This window comes from Sphingomonas gilva (assembly GCF_003515075.1).
In the GTDB taxonomy this organism is placed as follows: domain Bacteria; phylum Pseudomonadota; class Alphaproteobacteria; order Sphingomonadales; family Sphingomonadaceae; genus Sphingomonas; species Sphingomonas gilva.
On the sequence record NZ_QWLV01000010.1, the window covers coordinates 40,079 to 60,975 of the forward strand.

A 20,897-nucleotide genomic window follows, 5' to 3' on the forward strand; every position below is an offset into this window, starting at 1 on the left:
GGTCGCTTCCATTCGCGCAAGCCCGAGGGGCACGACATGGCCGTTTCCGACACCGATCTCGCCAACGCCATCCGCGCGCTCGCGATGGATGCGGTGGAGGCGGCGAACTCCGGCCATCCCGGCATGCCGATGGGCATGGCCGACGTCGCGACGGTCTTGTGGACACGCTATCTGAAGTTCGATGCGGCCGACCCCAAATGGGCGGATCGCGACCGGTTCGTGCTCTCCGCCGGGCACGGATCGATGCTGATCTACGCGCTGCTGCACCTGACCGGCTACGCCCGGCCGACGATCGAGGACATCAGGAACTTCCGCCAGCTCGGCAGCCCGTGCGCGGGGCATCCGGAGAATTTCGAGCTGCCCGGCGTCGAATGCACCACCGGGCCGCTGGGGCAGGGCCTCGCGATGGCGGTGGGCATGGCGATCGCCGAGCGGCACCTGAACGCGGCGTTCGGCGACGATCTGGTCGATCACCGGACGTGGGTGGTCGCGGGCGACGGCTGCCTGATGGAGGGGGTCAACCACGAGGCGGTTGGCCTTGCCGGGCATCTCGGGCTCGGCCGGCTGATCGTGCTGTGGGACGACAACCGGATCACCATTGACGGATCGACCGATCTTTCCACCTGCGAGGATATTCCCGCGCGCTACGCGGCGGGCGGCTGGCATGTGGTGGAATGCGACGGGCACGACACCGCGTCGATCGCCGCCGCGTTCGATGCGGCGATCGCCGACGCGCGGCCCTCGCTGGTGCGCTGCCGCACGATCATCGGCAAGGGCGCGCCCAACAAGCAGGGCACGTCCGCGACGCACGGCGCCGCGCTGGGCGCGGCCGAGGTTGCCGCGGCGCGCGAGACGCTGGGCTGGAGCCATGCGCCGTTCGTGGTGCCCGACGACATCCGCGAGACATGGCTGACGGCGGGCAAGCGGGGCGGACCGGATCATGCGGAGTGGCGGGATCGGCTCGCAAGCTCTTCCGATCGCGCGGAATTCGAGCGCCGCATGGCCGGGACCTTCACCGATGACGGGATATCGGCGCACATCGCAGGATTGATCGAGGCGCCGCAGAAGATCGCGACGCGCAAGGCGTCCGAGATCGCGCTGGAGGCGATCAACGCGGCGCTGCCGGAGACCATCGGCGGCTCGGCCGACCTTACCGGCTCGAACAACACCAAGACCAAGGGGCAGGGGCCCCTGACCCGCGACGATTACGCCGGGCGCTACATCTATTACGGCATCCGCGAGTTCGGCATGGCCGCGGCGATGAACGGCATGGCGCTGCACGGCGGGGTGATCCCTTATGGCGGCACCTTCCTGGTGTTCAGCGATTACTGCCGCCCGGCGATCCGCCTTTCCGCGCTGCAGCGCGCGCGGGTGATCTATGTGATGACGCACGATTCGATCGGGCTTGGCGAGGACGGGCCGACCCACCAGCCGATCGAGCACGTCATGAGCCTCAGGCTGATCCCCAATCTCCAGGTGCTGCGCCCGTGCGATGCGGTGGAGACCGCCGAATGCTGGGCGCTGGCGTTGGCCAAGACGGACGGCCCTTCGGTGTTGGCGCTGACGCGGCAGAATCTGCCGCAGCTGAGGACCGAGGCGAGCGAGAATCTCTCTGCCAGGGGGGCGTACCGTCTGCGCGCCGCATCCGCCGATCGTCGCGTGATCCTGATCGCCACCGGTTCGGAGGTCGAAGTAGCGCTGGGCGTGGCGGACCGGCTTGAAGCCGAGGGCGTGGGTGCCGATGTGGTGTCCATGCCCAGCTGGGAATTGTTCGCCGCGCAGCCTCAATCCTATCAGGACGAAATCCTGCCCTTCGCCGATCCATCGCAGATCCTGCGCGTGTCGATCGAGGCGGGCAGCACGCTCGGCTGGGAGCGGCATACGATGGTGCAGGGCCTGCGCTTCGGCATGGACGGCTTCGGCGCGTCCGCCCCGGCGCCCGACCTGTTCAAGCATTTCGGCCTGACCGCCGACGCCATAGCGCCGCAGGTTCTTGCGGCGATCCGGAACTGAGGAGACAGCAATGACCAAGGTAGCGATCAACGGGTTCGGGCGCATCGGCCGGCTGGTGGCGCGCGCGATCCTGGAGCGTGGCGACAGCGCCCTGGAACTGGTGGCGATCAACGACCTGGCCGACGCCAAGTCCAACGCCTGGCTGTTCAGCCGCGACAGCGTTCACGGCAAATATCCCGGCACCGTCGCTGCCGAGGGCAACGACCTGGTGGTCGACGGCAAGCGCATCCGCGTCACCGCCGAGCGCGATCCCGCCAAGCTGCCGCACGGCGAGCTGGGTGTCGAGCTGGTGCTGGAGTGCACCGGCTTCTTCACCGACCGCGAGAGCGCGCAGAAGCATATCGACGCGGGCGCCAGGAAGGTGCTGATCTCCGCGCCCGCCAAGGGCGTCGACCTGACCGTGGTGTATGGCGTCAACCACGACAAGCTGGAGGCGGGGCACGACATCGTCTCCAACGCATCGTGCACCACCAACTGCCTGGCGCCCGTCGCCAAGGTGCTGAACGACGCGCTGGGCATCGAGCGCGGGCTGATGACCACCGTCCACGCCTATACCAACGACCAGAAGATCCTCGACCAGATCCATCCCGATCTGCGCCGCGCGCGCGCCGCGGGCATGTCGATGATCCCGACCACCACCGGCGCGGCGCGCGCGGTGGGCGAGGTGCTGCCCGAGCTCAAGGGCAAGCTCGACGGTTCGGCGATCCGCGTGCCGGTGCCCGATGGCAGCCTGATCGACCTGACCTTCACGCCCAAGCGCGATACGACCAAGGAGGAGGTCAACTCCATCCTGAAGGCGGCGTCGGAGAGCGGGCCGCTGAAGGGCGTGCTCCATTATTCGGACGAGCCGCTGGTTTCGATCGACATCGTCCACACCCCGGCGTCCTCGACCATCGACAGCCTGGAGACGGCGGTGATGGACGGCAAGCTGGTCCGCGTCGTCAGCTGGTACGACAATGAATGGGGCTTCTCCAACCGCATGGTCGATACCGCGACGGCGATGGCCAAGCTGATCTGATGTTCGGCGCCGTCGTCCCTGCGGAGGCAGGGACCTCTGGGTTTGTGGCACACCAGATGTCCCGCTTGCCGATCGAGGCCCCTGCCTTCGCAGGGGCGACGGGCATATCATGACTGGCCGCCTCGCCGGGATTGCGCGCCACGCGCGTTCGCGCGGGCCGATCGAGGTGATCGATCATGTGTCGGTCAGCCTCAAAGGCGGCCTGGCCGGTGATTTTCGCGGCGCGGTTCGGCCGGGCGGCAAGGGCAAGCGCCAGGTCTCGCTGATCGAAGCGGGCGACTGGGCGGCGGCGATGGCCGAGCTGGGGGCGGACCTGCACTGGTCGGTGCGCCGCGCCAACCTGCTGGTCGAGGGCCTCGACCTGCCGCAGACGGCGGGCGCGGTGCTCGCGATCGGCAGGGATGTGCGGCTGGAGATCACGGTCGAATGCGACCCGTGCAGCCGCATGGAGGAGATCGCGCCCGGGCTGAAGGCGGTGCTCACCCCAGACTGGCGCGGCGGCGCGTTGGCGCGGGTGCTGAGCGGCGGCGATATCGCCGTCGGCGATGAGATCAGGATCGAGGAATGACCATGAAGCCATTCAAGACGCTCGACGATATGGGCGATATCGCGGGCAAGCGCGTGCTGGTGCGCGAGGATCTGAACGTGCCGATGGACGGCGGGCAGGTCAGCGACGACACGCGGCTGAGGGCGGCGCTGCCGACGGTGAGCGAGCTGGCCGATCGCGGCGCGATCGTGGTGGTGCTCGCCCATTTCGGGCGGCCCAAGGGCCAGCGCAATCCGGAGATGTCGCTCGCGCTGGTGACTCGGCCGTTCAGCCAGCTGCTCGGCCGGCCGGTGCGCTTCATCGACGATCAGGGCGCCGCGGACGCCATCGCGACGATGCAGCCGGGCGAGGTCGGCATCCTCGAGAACACCCGCTTCGATGCCGGAGAGGAGAAGAACGATCCCGCCACGGTCGATCGGCTGGCGGCGCTGGGCGATCTCTACGTCAACGACGCCTTTTCCGCCGCGCACCGCGCGCACGCATCGACCGAGGGGCTGGCGCACAAGCTGCCCGCCTTTGCCGGGCGATCGATGGAGGCCGAGCTCGACGCGCTGGAGAAGGCGCTGGGCAACCCCGAGCATCCCGTCGCCGCGGTGGTCGGCGGGGCCAAGGTCTCGACCAAGCTCGACGTGCTCAAGCATCTGGTCGGCAAGGTCGATCACCTGATCATCGGGGGCGGCATGGCCAACACCTTCCTCGCCGCGCGCGGCGTCGATGTCGGCAAATCCTTGTGCGAGCATGATCTGACCGGCACCGCCGACGAGATCATGGACGCCGCCGACAAGGCCGGCTGCACCGTCCATCTGCCCTATGACGTTGTGGTGGCGAAGGAATTCCGCGCCAATCCGGAAACGCGCACCGTCAACGTTCATGAAGTCGCCGCCGACGAGATGATCCTCGATGTCGGGCCGAGCGCGGTCGAGGCGCTGGCCGACGTGCTCAAGACCTGCCGCACTTTGGTGTGGAACGGCCCGATGGGGGCGTTCGAGACGCCGCCGTTCGACGCGGCCACCGTCGCGCTGGCGAAGACCGCGGCGGCGCTGACCAAAGAGGGTCAGCTGGTCTCGGTCGCAGGTGGTGGGGATACCGTCGCGGCATTGAACCAGGCGGGCGTCGCGGGCGATTTCTCCTTCGTTTCAACCGCGGGCGGCGCTTTCCTCGAATGGATGGAAGGCCGCGAGCTGCCGGGAGTAGCGGCCCTTTCCCGTTGAAAGCCCTTGGCGGCGCTGCTATGTTTAACATGTTAAACACATAGGTGCGGCAATGTTGGGAGTCCGACTCGACGACGATCTTGAGCGCCGCCTGTCTGCGGTCGCGCGTAGCCAGGGACGGTCGAAGAGCGATATCGCGCGCGACGCGGTGCGCCGTTACGTCGAGCAGCACGATCAAGCTTTTCTCGCGGAGGCAAGGCGTCAATCGCGTAGCGCCGCGGCGCGCGGCTGGAGCGATGAGGACGAGGCTTGGGAACGGCTCGGCGTGCTCTACGACGATCCGGATCGCGACCAAGCGCCCCACGCCGCTGAATGAAGCGCGGAGAATTCGTCACCATCGCCGATCGCAGCGGCGATTTTGCCGGCAAGCCGCGCCCGGCCGTCGTCGTGCAAAGCAGCGTGTTTGAAACGCATCAGACGGTGACGGTCTGTCTGGTCACCAGCGGCGTGACGGGGCATCACCTTTTTCGCGTTCCAGTGTTGCCCGGAGCCGCGACGGGTTTGCGTTTACCGAGCGAGATCGCCGTCGACAAGCTGCAGGCGGTGCGTGCGGATCGCATCGGCCGCCGAATCGGTCAGGCCTCCGAGGACACGATGTTTCTGGTGGACCAGGCGCTGCGGCGCTGGCTCGCCCTCTAGCAAACACTAAGGGGATTACAATGACGCCGACCGTGAAGGCCATTCTCGCCAATTACGAATCCGACAATCCGGGCGTGAAGGCGAATCTCGCCCGCATTCTGATGCAGGGACGGCTGGGCGGCACGGGCAAGCTGGTCATCCTGCCGGTCGACCAGGGCTTCGAGCATGGCCCGGCGCGCAGCTTCTCGGTCAACGCGCCGGCCTATGACCCGCATTACCACTTCCAGATGGCGGTCGATGCGGGCCTTTCCGCCTATGCCGCGCCTCTGGGTATGATCGAGGCGGGGGCATCGAGCTTCGCCGGACAGATTCCGACGATCCTCAAGGTCAACAGCTCGAACAGCTGGGCGACCGGCGCCAACCAGGCGCTGACCGGCGGCGTGGACGACGCGCTGCGGCTGGGGTGCTCGGCGATCGGCTTTACGATCTATCCGGGCAGCGACGATTGCTTCGACATGATGGAGGAGATCAAGGAGATGCGCGCCGAGGCCGCCTCGGTCGGCATCGCCACGGTGATCTGGTCCTATCCGCGCGGCGGCGCGCTGCCCAAGTCGGGTGAGTTGGCGCTGGACGTCGGCGCCTATGCCGCGCACATGGCCGCGTTGCTTGGCGCGCACATCATAAAGGTCAAGCTGCCAAGCGACCATGTCGAGCAGAAGGACGCGCAGAAGGCCTATGAAGGGACCGACTGGTCGAAGCAATCGGACCGCGTCGCGCATGTCGTGAAGGCGTGCCTGGGCGGGCGGCGGATCGTGGTGTTCTCCGGCGGCGCGGCCAAGGGCGAGGACGCGGTGTTCCAGGACGCGCGCGACATCCGCGACGGCGGCGGCAATGGATCGATCATCGGCCGCAACACATTCCAGCGCAGCCGCGAGGACGCGCTCGCCATGCTCGACAGGCTCGTGCGCATCTACAAGGGCGAGGAATAGGTCCGGCTGGAGGACGAACTCTAGCCAGGTTTCCGCTGCCGGATCATCGCCTTCAGCGTCAGCGCGTCATGGATGGCATGGGCTTCCGCGTCATTGTTGAAATAGGCCCATACGGCTCGCCCCGCCCGGGCCTGCTCAACCATCCAGTCGCTCCAGTCGAGCAAGGCTTCGTCCGAATAGCGGCCCCAATATTTGCCCTCGCCGCCGTGGAAGCGGACATAGGCGGCGGGGCCTGTGGCCCAGCGCGGCGTGGCGAGGCCCGGCATGTCGTGCGCGCAGAATGACGCGCCGTGGCGTTCGAGCAAGTCGAGCGTATCCGGGATCAGCCAGCTCTTGTCGCGAAACTCGAACACCGCCGTCACGTCGTCCGGCAGCAGGACGAGGAAGCTCTCCAGCCGCTCCAGATTGAGACGGAAGCGAGGGGGAAGCTGGAACAATATGGGTCCCAGCGTGCTTTCCAGGTGTCGCGTCGGCGCGATCATCCGCGCGAGCGGTTGTTCGCAGTTCTTCAGCTTCTTCGCCTGGGTGAGATATCGGTTGGCCTTCACCGCGTAGCAGAAGCCCGCCGGCGCCTGCTCACGCCACGCATCGAAGGTCTCCGCCCTGGGCAGGCGGTAGAAGCTGTTGTTGATCTCCACCGTATCGAAATGCTCGGCATAGTGTGAGAACCATGACTTGACCGGCAACTTTTCCGGGTAGAATGCGCCGCGCCAATGACGATAGTTCCAGCCGGAACAACCCACGCGGATGTCCGCGCGCTTGGAGTGAGACATGCCGATTGATCCCGAAAGTGACGAGGCGCTGCTGGACAACAACGCGCTGGAAGGCTTTGCGGATCAATTCGTGCGCGATGACAAACGGCCGCCGTGCCAGCTCTATCTGATCTCGCCGCTCGATATGACGGGCGGCTTCGCCGATCGGCTGGCGCGCGCGCTGGATGCGGGGCCGGTCGCCGCGTTCCAGTTCCGGGTAAAGGATGTCGACCAGCATGAAGCGGCGCGGCTGGCCGAGCCGCTGCAGCGCATCTGCGCCGACGCGCAAGTCGCGTTCATCGTCAACGACAGCATCGCGCTGGCCCGGCGGCTGGGGGCGGACGGCGTGCATCTGGGGCAGGGCGACGGCGACCCGCGCGACGCGCGGACCGTGCTCGGCCCATCCGCGCAGATCGGCGTGACCTGCCACGACAGCCGGCACCTGGCGATGGAGGCAGGCGAGGCGGGCGCGGATTATGTCGCGTTCGGCAGCTTCTATCCGACCACGACCAAGGAGGTTCGCCACCATCCGGAACCGTCGATCTTGAGCTGGTGGGCGACGATGTTCGAGCTGCCATCGGTCGCGATCGGCGGCATCACGCCGGACAACGCCGCGCCGCTAGCGGCGGCGGGCGCCGACTTCATCGCGGTGTCAAATGCCGTGTGGGGCGGCGATGAAGCGGCGGCGGTGAGGGCGTTCGGCGAGGTTCTCGCCAATTCCGGCGCAAGCTGATAATCTGGCGGCATGACGAAGTATTCGCCCATCGAATCGGAGTTCGCGAACAGCGAGGAAGAGGCGGCTTACGACGTTTGGTTCCGCGCCAAGGTGCAGGCATCATGAGGAGGTGATGGCGGAAATGCGCGCGGTGATCGAATCGAAGAAGCACGCACGGCAGAATTATCCCTGAACGGGGCTCACCAGAATCGTACGCGCCCGGTGTCGACATGGACGAAGCCGTCGACCGGATAAAAGCCGACGCCGCCTTTCTGCGCGGCGCGGGCGGCGCTGCGGAGGCGATCGAGCGGAATGCCGGGGAGCGCAATATCGGCGGCCTTGCCCAACATGTGCTGGCTCTTGGTCGCGACTCCCGTATGGGCGCCACCGGCCTTGCGCAGGCTGCTGTTGGTCGCCGGCGACCGATAGCCGGAGATGAGGTCGAATGCGGTTCGCGGCGCGACCTCCAGCGTGTCGCGCAGATCGGTGAGCAGCGCGATCAGCTTGCGATCGATCTCGAACACCTCGCCGGTGCGCCAATCGCGCAAGCCGTGGTTGATCTCGGCGAGACCTTCCGCGTCCCAGCCATTCGCATTGAAATAGCGCGCATCGATCCGCTCGCCGGTGTTGACGCTGCGAAAGGCGATGCGCTTTTCGGGGAGCGGCGGCGGGGCCGACGGTTCGGTTGCGGCATCGACGGGAAGAAAGGGACGCGTCGCGCTGCCGAGACCGCCGGGCAGGAGCATGGCGCCGCCTGCGGCAAGGCCACCGAACAGCAGGGCGCGGCGGGAGGCATCGGACGTTTCGGGGGGCGTGTTCGGAAACAAGCCCTCGTTACGGCGTTGAAATGGCATGTGCGTAAGTTAGGAGCGTCTGGGCGTGTATAAAGCTTTTGTTTCCGTAGCTTGTCTCGGTCTGGCCACGGCTGGCCTCGTTTCGGCCTCCGAGGCGCAGAATGTGGCCGCTCCGCGCGCCGCATCGGTTTCCCCGATCGACATGAATGTGCTGCACGTGCAGGTGATCCTAGGCAAGCTCGGCTTCTCGCCGGGCGTGCTCGACGGAAAGCGCGGGCAGTCGCTGACGGCGGCGCTGCGCGGCTTCCAGGAAGCGCGCGGGCTGAAGGTGACCGGCGAGATCGACCCGGCGACGTTGCGGGAGCTGCACCCCTATCGCGCCTGGCGGCCGACGCGCGAGCTGATCGTTGCGCCCTCAACCGCCAAGGGGCCGTTCACCAATCCGTTCCCCGACGATCCCGTCGCCCAATCGAAGCTTTCCGCGCTCAACTACAAGAACCTGCTGGAGAAGCTCGCCGAGCAATTCCACACCACGCCGGCGACGCTGGTCGCGCTCAACGGGCGCGACGCCAGGCTGGGGGCGGGCGCGAAGCTGGTCTTTCCCAACGCGTTGCCGCTGTCACGCGACTATCCCGCGGATCTGAGCGATCAATGGCGCGCGACGCTGGGCGGGCTCAACGTCACCGCCGATCAGCCCGAGGCTGCGCGGATCGTCGTCGACAAGTCGGACGGCGTGCTTCGGGTGTACGACAAGGCGGACAAGCTGGTGGCGCAGTTTCCCGCGACCATGGGCTCGTCCTCCGATCCGCTGCCGCTGGGCAAATGGACGATCAAGGGCACCGCGTACAACCCGACTTGGTCGTACAATCCCGATCTCCTCAAAACCGCCGATCAGAGCGATCCCAAGGTAGAGGTGCCGCCGGGACCCAATTCGCCGGTGGGCGTGGTGTGGATCGACATCAGCAAGCCGCATTACGGGATTCACGGCACCAATGAGCCGAGCACGATCGGCCGCGCCGAAAGCAATGGCTGCATTCGCCTGACCAACTGGGATGCGGCGCGGCTGTCGCTGATGGTCAAGCCCGGCACACCGGCGCTGTTCCAGGCCTGACCGCATGACACGGTTCGGCTGGATGATGCTGGGCCTGTTCGCCTTGCTGGGCGCGGCGCTGGTCGCTTTGCTGGGCGGCGAGGGGCCGGCGATCCGGACCGCGGAACCCGCTGCGGCGCCGGCGCGCGCGACGCCGACGTTGTTCGATGAGCGGACGCCCGCCGATGTCGACGAGGTGCGGCTCGCCCGCTCGGTGACCGCATCCGGGCTGATCGTGCCGGTGGCCGGAGTCCGGCCCGACCAGCTCTATGACAGCTGGGGCGATGCGCGGGGCGGCGGTTCGCGGTCGCATCTGGCGATCGACATTCCCGCGCCGCGCGGCACGCCGGTGCTCGCGGCGGCCAAGGGCAGGGTCGCCAAGCTGTTCCAGAGCGACGACGGCGGCACGACGCTCTACATCCGGTCGCCCTCGGGCAAGCTGATATATTATTACGCGCATCTCGACCGCTATGTCCGCGGCATCCGCGAGGGCGCGATCGTCTCCGCCGGACAGCCGATCGCGACGGTCGGCGACAGCGGCAATGCCGGGCCGGGCAACACGCACCTCCATTTCGGCATCTCGCTGATGGCCCCGGGGGACAACTGGTCGGGCGGGCGGCCGGTCAATCCCTATCCGCTGCTTGCGGGGAGCGGGGGCGGCGGCTAAGGGCCACGCCTTCACGCTCTTTCCATATCTGCAGACAGGTGCATCCCCATGAAGATCAGCGGCGTCGACATTCGCCCGGGCAACATCATCGAATATGAAGGCGGCATCTGGCGCGCGGTGAAGATCCAGCACACCCAGCCCGGCAAGGGCGGAGCCTATATGCAGGTCGAGATGAAGAACCTGATCGACGGGCGCAAGACCAACGTCCGCTTCCGTTCGGCCGAGACGGTCGAGCGCGTGCGGCTGGACACCAAGGACTTCCAGTTCCTCTTCGCCGACGGCGACCAGCTGACCTTCATGGACAAGGACAGCTACGAGCAGATCACGCTCGACAAGGACGTGCTGGGTGACGCCGCCGAGTTCCTGCAGGACGGCATGGACGTGGTGATGGAACTGCACGACGAGAAGCCGATCAGCGTGCAGCTGCCCGACACCGTCGAGGCGACCATCGTCGAGGCCGACGCGGTGGTGAAGGGGCAGACCGCCTCTTCCAGCTACAAGCCCGCGATGCTCGACAACGGCGTGCGCGTGATGGTGCCGCCGCACATCACCAGCGGCACGCGCATCGTGGTGGACGTCTATGAGCGCACCTATGTGAGGCGCGCGGACTGATCATTCCCCTCCCGCTTGCGGGAGGGGCTAGGGGAGGGCCTGAGTCCGGCGCTCCCGAACAACCCTCCCAAAAGCGGGAGGGGGAAAGAAGAAACATGCCCTCTCATTCCGGTCTTCTCACCATCATGGAGCGCGCCGCGCGCAAGGCCGCGCCGCGGCTTCGGCGCGACTTCAACGAAGTCCAGCAGCTGCAGGTCAGCCGCAAGGGCACGGCGGATTTCGTCACCATGGCGGATCAGCGGGCCGAACAGACGCTGTACGAGGAATTAAGCCGCGCGCGGCCGGACTGGGGCTTCCTGATGGAGGAGCGGGGGCTGATCGCCGGCGATCCGACCAAGCCGCGCTTCGTGATCGATCCACTCGACGGCACGTCCAACTTCATCCACGGCATCCCGCACTTCGCCATCTCGATCGCGGTCGAGACGCCGCTTCCTTCGGGCAAGACCGAACTGACCACCGCGCTCGTCTATCAGCCGCTGACCGACGAGAGCTTCTGGGCGGAGAAGGGGCGAGGCGCCTGGCTGCAGGATGCGCGGCTGCGCGTGTCCGCCCGGCGCGACCTGACCGAGGCGCTGATCGCGACCGGCGTGCCCTATGCCGGGCATGGCGACATCACCAAGTGGAGCCGCATCTTCGGCGCGATCGCGCCCGAGGTGGCGGGCATCCGCCGCTTCGGATCGGCCGCGCTCGACCTCGCCTGGGTCGCGGCCGGGCGATATGACGGTTTCTGGGAGAACGATCTCGAGCCGTGGGACGTCGCCGCAGGCATGCTGCTGGTGCGCGAGGCGGGCGGTTTCGTGACCGATTACCGCGGCGGCGACAAGCCGATCGAGCGCCGCGAGATGCTGGCCGCCAACGATGGCCTGCACACGCGGCTGCACAAGCTGGTGGCCGGCGCGCTGAGAAACGCCTGACGCGCGCTTTTGCGAGCGATTCTCACGCTTCGCGAGCCTTGCCCCACCCGGACCATCGGCCTAAAGCGCCCCCGACAAACCGTTCGCATCCGCGAGAGTCCCGTTGCTAGACCTATCGCAATATCTGCCGATCCTCCTGTTCCTGGGCGTCGCGCTCGCGCTGTCCGGCGCTTTCGTCGTGCTGCCCATGCTGGCCTCGCGCCTTACCGGATCGCACCAGCCGACGCCGGAGAAGCTCTCCGAATATGAGTGCGGCTTTCCCGCCTTCGAGGATTCGCGCAGCCAGTTCGACGTGCGCTTCTATCTGGTCGCGATCCTGTTCATCATCTTCGACCTCGAGGCCGCGTTCATCTTCCCCTGGGCGGTGAGCGTGTTCGGGATCGGCTGGTCGGCGTGGATCGCGATGATGATCTTCATCGGTGAGCTGGCGCTGGGCCTCGCCTATGCCTGGAAGAAGGGAGCGCTGGATTGGGAGTAGAGCTGACAGCACCGCCCGCGGGCACGCTTCCCGATCAGACCTTCTTCAACGATCTGAACGGCGAGCTGACCGACAAGGGCTTCCTCGTCACCTCGACCGAGGACCTGTTCCAATGGGCGCGCACCGGCAGCCTGTGGTGGATGACCTTCGGTCTCGCCTGCTGCGCGGTCGAGATGATCCACGTCAACATGCCGCGCTACGACATGGAGCGCTTCGGCGCCGCGCCGCGCGCATCCCCGCGCCAGTCGGACGTGATGATCGTCGCCGGCACATTGTGCAACAAGATGGCGCCCGCGCTCCGGCGCGTCTACGACCAGATGTCGGAGCCGAAATACGTCATCTCGATGGGCAGCTGCGCCAATGGCGGAGGCTATTACCATTATAGCTACAGCGTGGTGCGCGGCTGCGACCGGATCGTACCGGTGGACATCTATGTTCCCGGCTGCCCGCCGACCGCGGAGGCGTTGCTCTACGGCGTGATGCAGCTGCAGCGGAAGATCCGCCGCATGGGGACGATCGAACGGTGAGCTCGCCAGCGCCAGTCTATGCCGCCAATGACGGCGTGATCGAAGCTGCGCGCGCCGCCCTTGGCGCGGCGTTCCTGGATGCGCAGGACAAGGTGGGCGAGGTAACGCTCAATCTCTCCCGCGACGGCCTGGTCGCGGCGATGACCGCGCTCAGGGATACGCCCGGCCTGGAATATCAACAGCTGATGGAGATAGCAGGGGTGGACTATCCCGAGCGGCCAGAACGGTTCGACGTCTGCTATCACCTTCTCTCGGTCACGCGAAACCATCGCCTGCGCGTGCGCGTGACGACCAACGAGGCGCAGCCGGTCCCCTCGGTCACCTCGATCTGGCCGGTCGCCGGCTGGCTGGAGCGCGAGGTGTACGACATGTACGGCGTGCTGTTCGAGGGCAACGCCGATCTGCGCCGCATCCTGACCGATTACGGCTTTCGCGGCCATCCGCAGCGCAAGGATTTCCCGCTGACCGGTTTCGTCGAGCTGCGCTATTCGGAGGAGACCAAGCGCGTCGCCTATGAGCCCGTGCGGCTGGCGCAGGATTTCCGCAGCTTCGATTTCATGAGTCCCTGGGAAGGCGCCGAATATGTCCTGCCGGGCGACGAGAAGGGCGCCCAGCCCGAGGCCAAGGGCGCGCCGAGCCCGGTGACGGCCGACCAGCTCGCCAAGGCCGACAAGGCGATCGCGGCGAACAAGGTCGACGTGATCGAGAAGAAGACGACCGAGAAGACCTCCGACACCGGCGCCGGGGAGCCCGCCAATGCGCAGGCGGCGAAGCGCACGCGCAGTCCGCGCAAGCCCCAGCCGCAGAACGACACCACCAGCGCCGATTCCGATCCGGCCAAGAAGCCCTCCACGCGCAAGCCGCGGGCGAAGAAGAGTGACAGCTGATGGCTGAGGTTTTCGACGAACGGCTGGGCCATGCCGATGCCGCCGACCCGACCCTGGGCGATGTCGCGATCCAGAATTACACGATCAATTTCGGCCCGCAGCACCCGGCGGCGCACGGCGTGCTGCGTCTCGTCATGGAGCTGGACGGCGAGATCGTCGAGCGGGTCGATCCGCATGTCGGCCTGCTTCACCGCGGCACCGAGAAGCTGATCGAGTACAAGACCTATCTGCAGGCGCTGCCCTATTTCGACCGGCTCGATTACTGCTCGCCGATGTGCATGGAGCACAGCTATGTGCTCGCGGTCGAGAAGCTGCTCGATCTGGAGGTGCCGCTGCGCGCGCAATATCTCCGGGTGTTCTTCGCCGAGCTGACGCGCATCAAGAACCACATGCTTAATCTCGGCTCGCACGTCATGGACGTGGGCGCGATGACGCCCAATCTGTGGCTGTTCGAGCTGCGCGAAGACTGCATGAACTTCTATGAGCGCGCGTCCGGCGCGCGGATGCACGCGGCCTATTTCCGGCCCGGCGGCGTGCATCAGGACGTGCCGCTGAAGCTGCTGACCGACATTGCCGACTGGCTCGACACGCGCCTTCCGCGCCTGTTCGAGGATGCGATCAGCCTGGTCGCCGACAATCGCATCTTCAAGCAGCGCAACGTCGATATCGCGGTGGTCAGCCGTGAAGACGCGCTCGCCTGGGGCTTTTCGGGTCCGATGATCCGCGGCGCGGGCGTGCCCTGGGACCTGCGCAGGTCGCAGCCCTACGACGTCTATGATCGCATGGATTTCGAGGTGCCGGTGGGCACCAAGGGCGATTGCTACGATCGGTTCATGGTGCGCGTCGAGGAGGTCCGCCAGTCCGCGCGGATCATGAAGCAGTGCCTGGCCGAGATGCCGGAAGGCCCGGTCAGCAGCCTCGACCGCAAGGTGGCGCCGCCCAAGCGCGCCGACATGAAGCGATCGATGGAGGCGCTGATCCACCATTTCAAACTCTACACCGAGGGCTTCCACGTGCCCGCGGGCGAGGTCTATGTCGCGACGGAGAGCCCCAAGGGGGAGTTCGGCGTCTATCTGGTGAGCGACGGCAGCAACAGGCCCTATCGCTGCAAGATCCGTCCGACCGCGTTCAGCCATCTCCAGGCGATGGATTTCATGATGAAGGGCCACATGCTGGCGGACACCACGGCGGTGCTGGGCGCGATGGACATCGTGTTCGGGGAGTGCGACCGGTGAGCAATCGAGAAACTCTGGTCATCATCCTGATGTCGGCTTTTCTTGGATTCAAGCTAGCTGATGAGGCGGGCAGAAGCACTTTGTTTGTTGTGCTCGGATTGGGTTGGGCGGTGGTCGTTATTTTGACCGTCTTGGCCTATCGCCGGGGCGAGCGCGTCTTCATATGGCAAAAGCAAGATGGCTGACATCCACCTTCCCGACGAAGCCGAGACCCGCGCGCGGTGGGGCGATTGGGCGTGGTCGCCGGTCAATGTCGAGGCCGCGAAGATCATCATCGCGCGCTATCCCGAGGGGCGGCAGGCGTCGGCGGTGATGCCGCTGCTCGATCTCGCCCAGCGGCAGATCGGCGAGGAGACCAACACGCAGGGCTGGCTGCCCATCCCGGTGATGGAGAAGATCGCCGAGCAGCTCGGCATGGCCTATATCCGCGTGCTGGAGGTCGCGAGCTTCTACACCATGTACAATCTCGCGCCCGTCGGCCGCTACCACGTCCAGGTGTGCGGCACGACGCCGTGCATGCTGCGCGGGTCGGACGATGTGCTCGCCGCGTGCAAGAACCACGGGCTGCAGAAGGGCAAGACCACGCCCGACGGCCTGTTCACCCTGACCGAGGTCGAATGCCTGGGCGCCTGCGCCAACGCGCCGATGGTCCAGATCAACGACGATAATTACGAAGACCTGACCTACGACAGCATGACCGCGGTGCTGGAGGCGCTGGCGCGTGGAGAGAGCCCCAAGGCGGGCCCGCAGGTCGAGCGTCAGACCAGCTGCCCTGAAGGCGGGCCTACCACGCTAAAGGACATGGTCGCTGCCAACCACGATTATCGCGGGGAATGGGCATGAACCTGCTGATCGTCATCGGGCTGATCATCCTGGCCGTCGCGCTGCTCGGCGTGCTGCTCAAGCTCGCCTTCGGGTTGATACTGGTCGCGCTAGCGGTCGGGGTGGTGCTGATGGCGTTCGGTGCTTTCTCGAAGCGGGGAGGGCGCTGATGCTCGCCGACAAGGACCGCATCTTCACCAACGTCTATGGTTTCCAGCCGTGGAATCTCGACGCGGCGCTGAAGCGCGGCGACTGGGACGACACCAAGGGGCTGATGGCGCGCGGACAGGACGCGATCATCGAGGAGATCAAGGCCTCGGGGCTGCGCGGGCGCGGCGGGGCGGGCTTCCCGACGGGCATGAAGTGGAGCTTCATGCCCAAGGAATCGAAGGACGGCCGGCCCAATTTCCTGGTCATCAACGCCGACGAATCGGAACCGGGCAGCTGCAAGGACCGCGAGATCATCCGCCACGATCCGCACAAGCTGATCGAGGGCGCGCTGATCGCCGGCTTCGCGATGCGCGCGCGGGCGGCGTACATCTACATTCGCGGCGAGTTCATCCGCGAGGCGGAGACGCTGTTCGCCGCGGTTGCCGAGGCGTACGACAAGGGTCTGCTCGGCAAGAATGCCGCCAAGTCCGGCTATGACTTCGACGTGTTCGTCCACCGCGGCGCGGGCGCGTACATCTGCGGCGAAGAGACCGCGATGCTCGAAAGCCTGGAGGGCAAGAAGGGCCAGCCGCGCCTGAAGCCGCCCTTCCCGGCGGGCGCGGGACTCTATGGCTGCCCGACGACGGTCAACAATGTCGAATCGATCGCTGTGGTGCCGACGATCCTCCGGCGCGGAGCGGCCTGGTTCAAGGGCTTCGGCAACGAAGGCAATGCCGGGACCAAGCTGTTCCAGCTTTCCGGCCATGTGAACACGCCCTGCGTGGTCGAGGAATCGATGTCGATCCCGTTCCGCGAGCTGATCGAGAAGCATGGCGGCGGAATTCGCGGCGGGTGGGACAATCTGCTCGCGGTGATCCCCGGCGGATCGTCGGTGCCGCTGGTGCCGGCGGCGCAGATTATGGACGCGCCGATGGATTTCGATGGGCTGAAGGCGCTCGGATCGGGCCTCGGCACCGCCGCCGTGATCGTCATGGACAAGTCCACCGACATCGTCCGCGCGATCAGCCGCATCAGCTATTTCTACAAGCACGAAAGCTGCGGCCAATGCACCCCGTGCCGCGAAGGCACCGGCTGGATGTGGCGCGTGATGGAGCGGCTGCGCGAGGGCGATGCCGACATCAGCGAGATCGACATGCTGCACGAAGTCACCAAGCAGGTCGAAGGCCACACCATCTGCGCGCTGGGCGACGCCGCCGCCTGGCCGATCCAGGGCCTGATCCGGCATTTTCGGCCGGAGATCGAGCGGCGGATCGCCGAGAAGAACGGTGGTTATCTTGCTCCCATGATGGAGGCGGCGGAGTAATGCCGACACTCAAGGTAGACGGGATCGAAGTTGAAGTCCCAGCAGGCGCCACCGTGCTCCAGGCATGCGAGGCGGCGGGGAAGGAGATCCCGCGCTTCTGCTATCACGAACGGCTGTCGATAGCGGGCAATTGCCGGATGTGCCTGGTGGAGGTGAAGCCGGGGCCGCCCAAGCCGCAGGCGTCCTGTGCGCTTCCCGCCGCCGACGGGCAGGAGATCCGCACCGATTCGCCGATGGTCAAACATGCGCGCGAAGGGGTGATGGAGTTCCTCCTGATCAACCACCCGCTCGATTGCCCGATCTGTGACCAGGGCGGCGAATGCGACCTGCAGGACCAGTCGATCGCATACGGCAAGGGCCACAGCCGCTACGACGCCAACAAGCGGGCGGTGACCGAGAAATATATGGGGCCGATCGTCAAGACGATCATGACCCGCTGCATCCATTGCACCCGCTGCGTGCGCTTCGCCGAGGAGGTCGCCGGCGTCGAGGAGATCGGCGCGCTGGGGCGCGGCGAGGGGATGCAGATCACCTCGTACCTCGAACAGGCGGTGACATCCGAGCTGTCGGGCAATGTCGTCGACCTGTGCCCGGTGGGCGCGCTGACCAGCAAGCCCTACGCTTTCGAGGCGCGGCCGTGGGAGCTGAAGAAGACGCTCTCCATCGACGTGATGGACGCGGTCGGCACCAACATCCGCCTCGACAGCCGCGGCCGGCAGGTGCTGCGCGCGCTGCCCAGGATCAACGAGGACGTCAACGAGGAATGGGCGCACGACAAGACCCGTCATGCGGTGGACGGCCTTGTGCGGCGGCGTCTGGACCGCCCATTCGTGCGGCGCGACGGCAAGCTCGTGCCCGCAAGCTGGGACGAGGCGTTCGCCGCGATCGCCGCCGTGGATGCGGGATCGAGCATCGCCGCGATCCACGGCGATCTGGTCGATTGCGAGACTTTGTTCGCTGCCCGGGCGCTCGTCACCGCGATGGGCGGCAGCCTCCTCGAAGGCCGTCAGACGGGGATGGATTACGACACCTCCAGCCTGGCCGCGGTCAATTTCAACACCACCATCGCGGGGGCCGAGGAAGCCGACGCGATCCTGCTGATCGGCACCAACCTGCGCTGGGAAGCGCCGCTGGTGAACACGCGTATCCGGAAGGCGATCAAGAAGGGCGCGAAGGTCTTCGCCATCGGGCCGGAGATCGACCTGACTTACAAGGTCGAATGGCTAGGCGACGATCTGTCGCTGCTCGGCAAGCTGCCCAAGGCGGCCGCCGATGCGTTCGACAAGGCCGAGCGGCCAATGGTGATCGTCGGCGGCGCGGCGTTGAAGGGCGGGCACGGCGCGGCGCTGGCGCTGGCCAAGACGCTCAACCTGGTGCGCGATGCCGCTTCGACAGGCTCAGGACAGGGCTGGAACGGCTTCAACGTTCTCCACATGGCTGCGAGCCGGATGGGGGGGCTGATGCTGGGCTATGCGCAGAAGGGCGGCATCGCCGATATCGCCGCCGCGAAGCCGAGGCTGGCGTTCTTCCTCGGCGCGGACGAGGTCGATTTCTCGGCCTTCGCAGACAGCTTCAAGGTCTATATCGGCCATCACGGCGACAGGGGCGCGCATGCGGCGGACGTGGTGCTGCCCGGTGCGAGCTATGCCGAAAAGCCCGGCACCTATGTCAATCTCGAAGGCCGCGTGCAGCGCGGCGACCGTGCGGTGTTCCCGCCGGGCGACGCGCGCGAGGACTGGACGATCCTGCGCGCGCTTTCCGAAAAGCTCGGCCACACGCTGCCGTTCGACACGTTCGAGCAACTGCGCGCCAAGATGGCCGAGGCTGCGCCCGCTTTAGGGCAGGAGGGGCTGGTCCGCTTCGACTGGAACCCGCCCAAGCTGGCGGCCAAGGGCGAGGGCAAGGTGACCTATCCGATCGCCGACTTCTACATGACCAACGCCATCTGCCGCGCCTCCCCGACGATGCAGCGCTGCTCGGCCGAGCTGGTCCACGGTGAAGACTTCGCGGAGGCGGCGGAATGACCGCGTGGTTCGAATCATGGGGCATGATGCACGGTTGGGCGTGGTTCCTCGCCACGATCATCGGCATCCTCATCATCGCTTTGCCGCTGATGCTGGCCGTGGCGATGATCATCTATGCCGACCGCAAGATCTGGGCGGCGATGGCTCTCCGGCGCGGACCCAATGTGGTGGGGCCGTTCGGATTGCTTCAGTCGTTCGCAGACGGTCTGAAGGTGTTCCTTCAGGAAACCATCGTGCCGGCTGCGGCCAATCGCGGACTGTTCCTGCTCGCGCCGATCATCACCTTCACTATCGCGCTGATCGTCTGGGCGGTGATCCCGTTCGATGCGGGCGTGGTGCTGGCCGATATCAACGTCGGCCTTCTCTACATCCTCGCGGCGTCGTCCCTCGGCGTCTATGGGGTGATCATCGCCGGCTGGGCGTCCAACTCGAAATACCCCTTCTACAGCGCCTTGCGCGCCGCTGCGCAGATGGTGTCCTACGAGGTGTCGATCGGCTTCGTGCTGATCTCGGTCGTGCTGTGGGCGGGAACGTTCAACCTGTCGGGCATCGTGCTCGGCCAGGAGGCGCACGTTTTCGGGCTCTTGAATGGCTATGGCTTCAACCCGCTCCTGTTCCCGATGGCGGTGGTGTTCCTGATCTCCTCGATGGCGGAGACCGCGCGTGCGCCGTTCGACCTGACCGAGGCGGAGAGCGAGCTCGTCGCCGGCTATCAGACCGAATATTCGTCAATGGCCTTCGCGCTGTTCTGGCTGGGTGAGTATGCGAACGTCATCCTGATGTGCGCGCTGAACGCCATCCTGTTCTGGGGCGGCTGGCTGCCGCCGCTCGATATCGACCTGATTCCCTGGTTCGACATTCCCGGCATCCTCTGGCTGTTCGGCAAGATTCTGTTCTTCTTCTTCGTGTTCAGCTGGGTGAAGGCGACCGTCCCGCGCTTCCGCTACGACCAGCTGATGCGACTGGGCTGGAAGATCTTCCTGCCGCTGTCGCTGACCTTCCTGTTCCTGATCTCGGGCTATCTGATGCTGGTCCGCTACGGAGTGCCCGCATGAGCATTGCTGCCCATATCAAGGCGTTCACCCTGTGGGAGTTCGTCAAGGCGCATGCGCTGACCTTGAGGTATTTCTTCAAGCCCAAGGCGACGATCAACTATCCATTCGAGAAGAACCCGATCTCGCCCCGGTTCCGCGGCGAGCATGCGCTGCGGCGTTATCCGAACGGGGAGGAGCGGTGCATCGCGTGCAAGCTGTGCGAGGCGGTGTGCCCGGCGCAGGCGATCACCATCGAGGCTGAGCCGCGCGACGACGGATCGCGCCGCACGACGCGCTACGATATCGATATGACCAAGTGCATCTATTGCGGATTCTGCCAGGAGGCCTGCCCGGTCGATGCGATCGTCGAGGGGCCGAACTTCGAATTTTCGACCGAAACCCGCGAGGAACTGATCTACGACAAGTCCAAGCTGCTCGACAACGGCGACCGGTGGGAGCGTGCGATCGCCGCGAACCTTGCCGCCGATGCGCCCTACCGTTAAGCGCCACGCCAC

25 protein-coding genes are annotated in these 20,897 nt (G+C 66.2%); 23 read left to right on the top strand and 2 right to left on the bottom strand.

Annotated features, from left to right (window positions below; all coding sequences use genetic code 11):
- The first annotated feature begins 36 nt into the window (after positions 1–36).
- The 7 genes from tkt (at position 37) to D1610_RS16035 (ending at position 6,357) form a co-directional block, all read left to right on the top strand.
- The gene (gene tkt / locus D1610_RS16005) at positions 37–2,013 is read left to right on the top strand and encodes a transketolase (RefSeq protein WP_118865208.1); all 1,977 of its coding nucleotides are present in this window, start codon (positions 37–39) and stop codon (positions 2,011–2,013) included.
- Between the two features lie 10 nt (positions 2,014–2,023).
- Positions 2,024–3,031, top strand: coding sequence for a type I glyceraldehyde-3-phosphate dehydrogenase (gene gap, locus D1610_RS16010; protein WP_118865209.1), 1,008 nt, complete (start codon positions 2,024–2,026; stop codon positions 3,029–3,031).
- 109 nt (positions 3,032–3,140) lie between these two features.
- Entirely contained in the window at positions 3,141–3,599 is a 459-nt protein-coding gene (locus D1610_RS16015; RefSeq protein WP_182466877.1) for an MOSC domain-containing protein, read from the top strand.
- 2 nt (positions 3,600–3,601) lie between these two features.
- Positions 3,602–4,789: a phosphoglycerate kinase gene (locus D1610_RS16020; protein WP_425453249.1), complete on the top strand. Its 1,188-nt coding sequence runs from the start codon at positions 3,602–3,604 to the stop codon at positions 4,787–4,789.
- A 52-nt stretch (positions 4,790–4,841) separates the two neighbouring features.
- A complete protein-coding gene (gene relB / locus D1610_RS16025; RefSeq protein ID WP_118865212.1) occupies positions 4,842–5,105 on the top strand; it encodes a type II toxin-antitoxin system RelB family antitoxin in 264 nt (87 codons plus the stop codon).
- Complete coding sequence (locus D1610_RS16030; RefSeq protein ID WP_118865213.1) at positions 5,102–5,428, top strand: type II toxin-antitoxin system PemK/MazF family toxin; 327 nt, start codon at positions 5,102–5,104, stop codon at positions 5,426–5,428. Before relB ends, D1610_RS16030 begins: the two co-directional genes overlap by 4 nt.
- A 20-nt stretch (positions 5,429–5,448) precedes the next feature.
- On the top strand, positions 5,449–6,357 hold the full coding sequence (locus tag D1610_RS16035) for a class I fructose-bisphosphate aldolase (protein WP_182466878.1): 909 nt from the start codon (positions 5,449–5,451) through the stop codon (positions 6,355–6,357).
- 20 nt (positions 6,358–6,377) lie between these two features.
- Here the strand turns inward: D1610_RS16035 and D1610_RS16040 are convergent, their stop codons facing one another.
- Positions 6,378–7,130, bottom strand: coding sequence for a DUF72 domain-containing protein (locus D1610_RS16040; protein WP_118865215.1), 753 nt, complete (start codon positions 7,128–7,130; stop codon positions 6,378–6,380).
- On the opposite strand from D1610_RS16040, the gene thiE reads away from it, so the two are divergent.
- A complete protein-coding gene (gene thiE / locus D1610_RS16045) occupies positions 7,129–7,842 on the top strand; it encodes a thiamine phosphate synthase (protein ID WP_118865216.1) in 714 nt (237 codons plus the stop codon). The two genes, D1610_RS16040 and thiE, sit on opposite strands and share 2 nt — an antisense overlap.
- A 182-nt stretch (positions 7,843–8,024) precedes the next feature.
- Here thiE and D1610_RS16055 read toward each other — a convergent pair whose 3' ends face one another.
- Complete coding sequence (locus D1610_RS16055) at positions 8,025–8,570, bottom strand: YcbK family protein (protein WP_182466879.1); 546 nt, start codon at positions 8,568–8,570, stop codon at positions 8,025–8,027.
- 211 nt (positions 8,571–8,781) lie between these two features.
- Here D1610_RS16055 and D1610_RS16060 point away from each other — a divergent pair, with 211 nt between their 5' ends.
- The 15 genes from D1610_RS16060 to nuoI all read left to right on the top strand — a co-directional run bounded on the left by D1610_RS16060 (position 8,782) and on the right by nuoI (position 20,885).
- Complete coding sequence (locus D1610_RS16060) at positions 8,782–9,729, top strand: L,D-transpeptidase family protein (protein WP_245942337.1); 948 nt, start codon at positions 8,782–8,784, stop codon at positions 9,727–9,729.
- 4 nt (positions 9,730–9,733) lie between these two features.
- The gene (locus D1610_RS16065; RefSeq protein ID WP_118865219.1) at positions 9,734–10,375 is read left to right on the top strand and encodes a M23 family metallopeptidase; all 642 of its coding nucleotides are present in this window, start codon (positions 9,734–9,736) and stop codon (positions 10,373–10,375) included.
- Between the two features lie 48 nt (positions 10,376–10,423).
- On the top strand, positions 10,424–10,987 hold the full coding sequence (gene efp / locus D1610_RS16070) for an elongation factor P (protein WP_118865220.1): 564 nt from the start codon (positions 10,424–10,426) through the stop codon (positions 10,985–10,987).
- Between the two features lie 95 nt (positions 10,988–11,082).
- Positions 11,083–11,901 (top strand): inositol monophosphatase family protein, encoded by an 819-nt coding sequence (locus D1610_RS16075; protein WP_118865221.1) that lies wholly within the window; start codon positions 11,083–11,085, stop codon positions 11,899–11,901.
- Positions 11,902–12,004: 103 nt separating this feature from the next.
- Positions 12,005–12,379, top strand: coding sequence for an NADH-quinone oxidoreductase subunit A (locus D1610_RS16080; RefSeq protein ID WP_118865222.1), 375 nt, complete (start codon positions 12,005–12,007; stop codon positions 12,377–12,379).
- A complete protein-coding gene (locus D1610_RS16085) occupies positions 12,370–12,906 on the top strand; it encodes a NuoB/complex I 20 kDa subunit family protein (RefSeq protein WP_118865223.1) in 537 nt (178 codons plus the stop codon). Before D1610_RS16080 ends, D1610_RS16085 begins: the two co-directional genes overlap by 10 nt.
- Positions 12,903–13,793 (top strand): NADH-quinone oxidoreductase subunit C, encoded by an 891-nt coding sequence (locus D1610_RS16090; RefSeq protein ID WP_118865224.1) that lies wholly within the window; start codon positions 12,903–12,905, stop codon positions 13,791–13,793. The genes D1610_RS16085 and D1610_RS16090 overlap by 4 nt, the downstream gene beginning before the upstream one ends.
- Entirely contained in the window at positions 13,793–15,028 is a 1,236-nt protein-coding gene (locus D1610_RS16095) for an NADH-quinone oxidoreductase subunit D (protein ID WP_118865225.1), read from the top strand. The genes D1610_RS16090 and D1610_RS16095 overlap by 1 nt, the downstream gene beginning before the upstream one ends.
- Positions 15,025–15,213 (top strand): hypothetical protein, encoded by a 189-nt coding sequence (locus tag D1610_RS16100; RefSeq protein ID WP_118865226.1) that lies wholly within the window; start codon positions 15,025–15,027, stop codon positions 15,211–15,213. Before D1610_RS16095 ends, D1610_RS16100 begins: the two co-directional genes overlap by 4 nt.
- On the top strand, positions 15,206–15,871 hold the full coding sequence (locus D1610_RS16105) for a complex I 24 kDa subunit family protein (RefSeq protein ID WP_118865227.1): 666 nt from the start codon (positions 15,206–15,208) through the stop codon (positions 15,869–15,871). The genes D1610_RS16100 and D1610_RS16105 overlap by 8 nt, the downstream gene beginning before the upstream one ends.
- The gene (locus D1610_RS17200) at positions 15,868–16,020 is read left to right on the top strand and encodes a hypothetical protein (RefSeq protein ID WP_182466880.1); all 153 of its coding nucleotides are present in this window, start codon (positions 15,868–15,870) and stop codon (positions 16,018–16,020) included. Before D1610_RS16105 ends, D1610_RS17200 begins: the two co-directional genes overlap by 4 nt.
- On the top strand, positions 16,020–17,324 hold the full coding sequence (gene nuoF, locus D1610_RS16110) for an NADH-quinone oxidoreductase subunit NuoF (RefSeq protein ID WP_118865228.1): 1,305 nt from the start codon (positions 16,020–16,022) through the stop codon (positions 17,322–17,324). The genes D1610_RS17200 and nuoF overlap by 1 nt, the downstream gene beginning before the upstream one ends.
- Positions 17,324–19,348, top strand: coding sequence for an NADH-quinone oxidoreductase subunit NuoG (nuoG, locus tag D1610_RS16115; RefSeq protein ID WP_118865229.1), 2,025 nt, complete (start codon positions 17,324–17,326; stop codon positions 19,346–19,348). Before nuoF ends, nuoG begins: the two co-directional genes overlap by 1 nt.
- Positions 19,345–20,403: an NADH-quinone oxidoreductase subunit NuoH gene (gene nuoH, locus D1610_RS16120; protein ID WP_118865230.1), complete on the top strand. Its 1,059-nt coding sequence runs from the start codon at positions 19,345–19,347 to the stop codon at positions 20,401–20,403. The genes nuoG and nuoH overlap by 4 nt, the downstream gene beginning before the upstream one ends.
- Positions 20,400–20,885 (top strand): NADH-quinone oxidoreductase subunit NuoI, encoded by a 486-nt coding sequence (gene nuoI, locus D1610_RS16125; RefSeq protein ID WP_118865231.1) that lies wholly within the window; start codon positions 20,400–20,402, stop codon positions 20,883–20,885. Before nuoH ends, nuoI begins: the two co-directional genes overlap by 4 nt.
- Positions 20,886–20,897: the final 12 nt, after the last annotated feature.

Excerpts from the sequence above, each read along its gene's own strand:
- tkt (WP_118865208.1), top strand. The coding sequence starts at position 37 with ATGGCCGTTTCCGACACCGATCTCGCCAACGCCATCCGCGCGCTCGCG.
- gap (WP_118865209.1), top strand. The coding sequence starts at position 2,024 with ATGACCAAGGTAGCGATCAACGGGTTCGGGCGCATCGGCCGGCTGGTG.
- D1610_RS16015 (WP_182466877.1), top strand. The coding sequence starts at position 3,141 with ATGACTGGCCGCCTCGCCGGGATTGCGCGCCACGCGCGTTCGCGCGGG.
- D1610_RS16020 (WP_425453249.1), top strand. The coding sequence starts at position 3,602 with ATGAAGCCATTCAAGACGCTCGACGATATGGGCGATATCGCGGGCAAG.
- relB (WP_118865212.1), top strand. The coding sequence starts at position 4,842 with ATGTTGGGAGTCCGACTCGACGACGATCTTGAGCGCCGCCTGTCTGCG.
- D1610_RS16030 (WP_118865213.1), top strand. The coding sequence starts at position 5,102 with ATGAAGCGCGGAGAATTCGTCACCATCGCCGATCGCAGCGGCGATTTT.
- D1610_RS16035 (WP_182466878.1), top strand. The coding sequence starts at position 5,449 with ATGACGCCGACCGTGAAGGCCATTCTCGCCAATTACGAATCCGACAAT.
- thiE (WP_118865216.1), top strand. The coding sequence starts at position 7,129 with ATGCCGATTGATCCCGAAAGTGACGAGGCGCTGCTGGACAACAACGCG.
- D1610_RS16040 (WP_118865215.1), bottom strand. The coding sequence starts at position 7,130 with ATGTCTCACTCCAAGCGCGCGGACATCCGCGTGGGTTGTTCCGGCTGG.
- D1610_RS16055 (WP_182466879.1), bottom strand. The coding sequence starts at position 8,570 with ATGCTCCTGCCCGGCGGTCTCGGCAGCGCGACGCGTCCCTTTCTTCCC.
- D1610_RS16065 (WP_118865219.1), top strand. The coding sequence starts at position 9,734 with ATGACACGGTTCGGCTGGATGATGCTGGGCCTGTTCGCCTTGCTGGGC.
- efp (WP_118865220.1), top strand. The coding sequence starts at position 10,424 with ATGAAGATCAGCGGCGTCGACATTCGCCCGGGCAACATCATCGAATAT.
- D1610_RS16075 (WP_118865221.1), top strand. The coding sequence starts at position 11,083 with ATGCCCTCTCATTCCGGTCTTCTCACCATCATGGAGCGCGCCGCGCGC.
- D1610_RS16095 (WP_118865225.1), top strand. The coding sequence starts at position 13,793 with ATGGCTGAGGTTTTCGACGAACGGCTGGGCCATGCCGATGCCGCCGAC.
- D1610_RS16105 (WP_118865227.1), top strand. The coding sequence starts at position 15,206 with ATGGCTGACATCCACCTTCCCGACGAAGCCGAGACCCGCGCGCGGTGG.
- D1610_RS17200 (WP_182466880.1), top strand. The coding sequence starts at position 15,868 with ATGAACCTGCTGATCGTCATCGGGCTGATCATCCTGGCCGTCGCGCTG.
- nuoF (WP_118865228.1), top strand. The coding sequence starts at position 16,020 with ATGCTCGCCGACAAGGACCGCATCTTCACCAACGTCTATGGTTTCCAG.
- nuoG (WP_118865229.1), top strand. The coding sequence starts at position 17,324 with ATGCCGACACTCAAGGTAGACGGGATCGAAGTTGAAGTCCCAGCAGGC.
- nuoH (WP_118865230.1), top strand. The coding sequence starts at position 19,345 with ATGACCGCGTGGTTCGAATCATGGGGCATGATGCACGGTTGGGCGTGG.
- nuoI (WP_118865231.1), top strand. The coding sequence starts at position 20,400 with ATGAGCATTGCTGCCCATATCAAGGCGTTCACCCTGTGGGAGTTCGTC.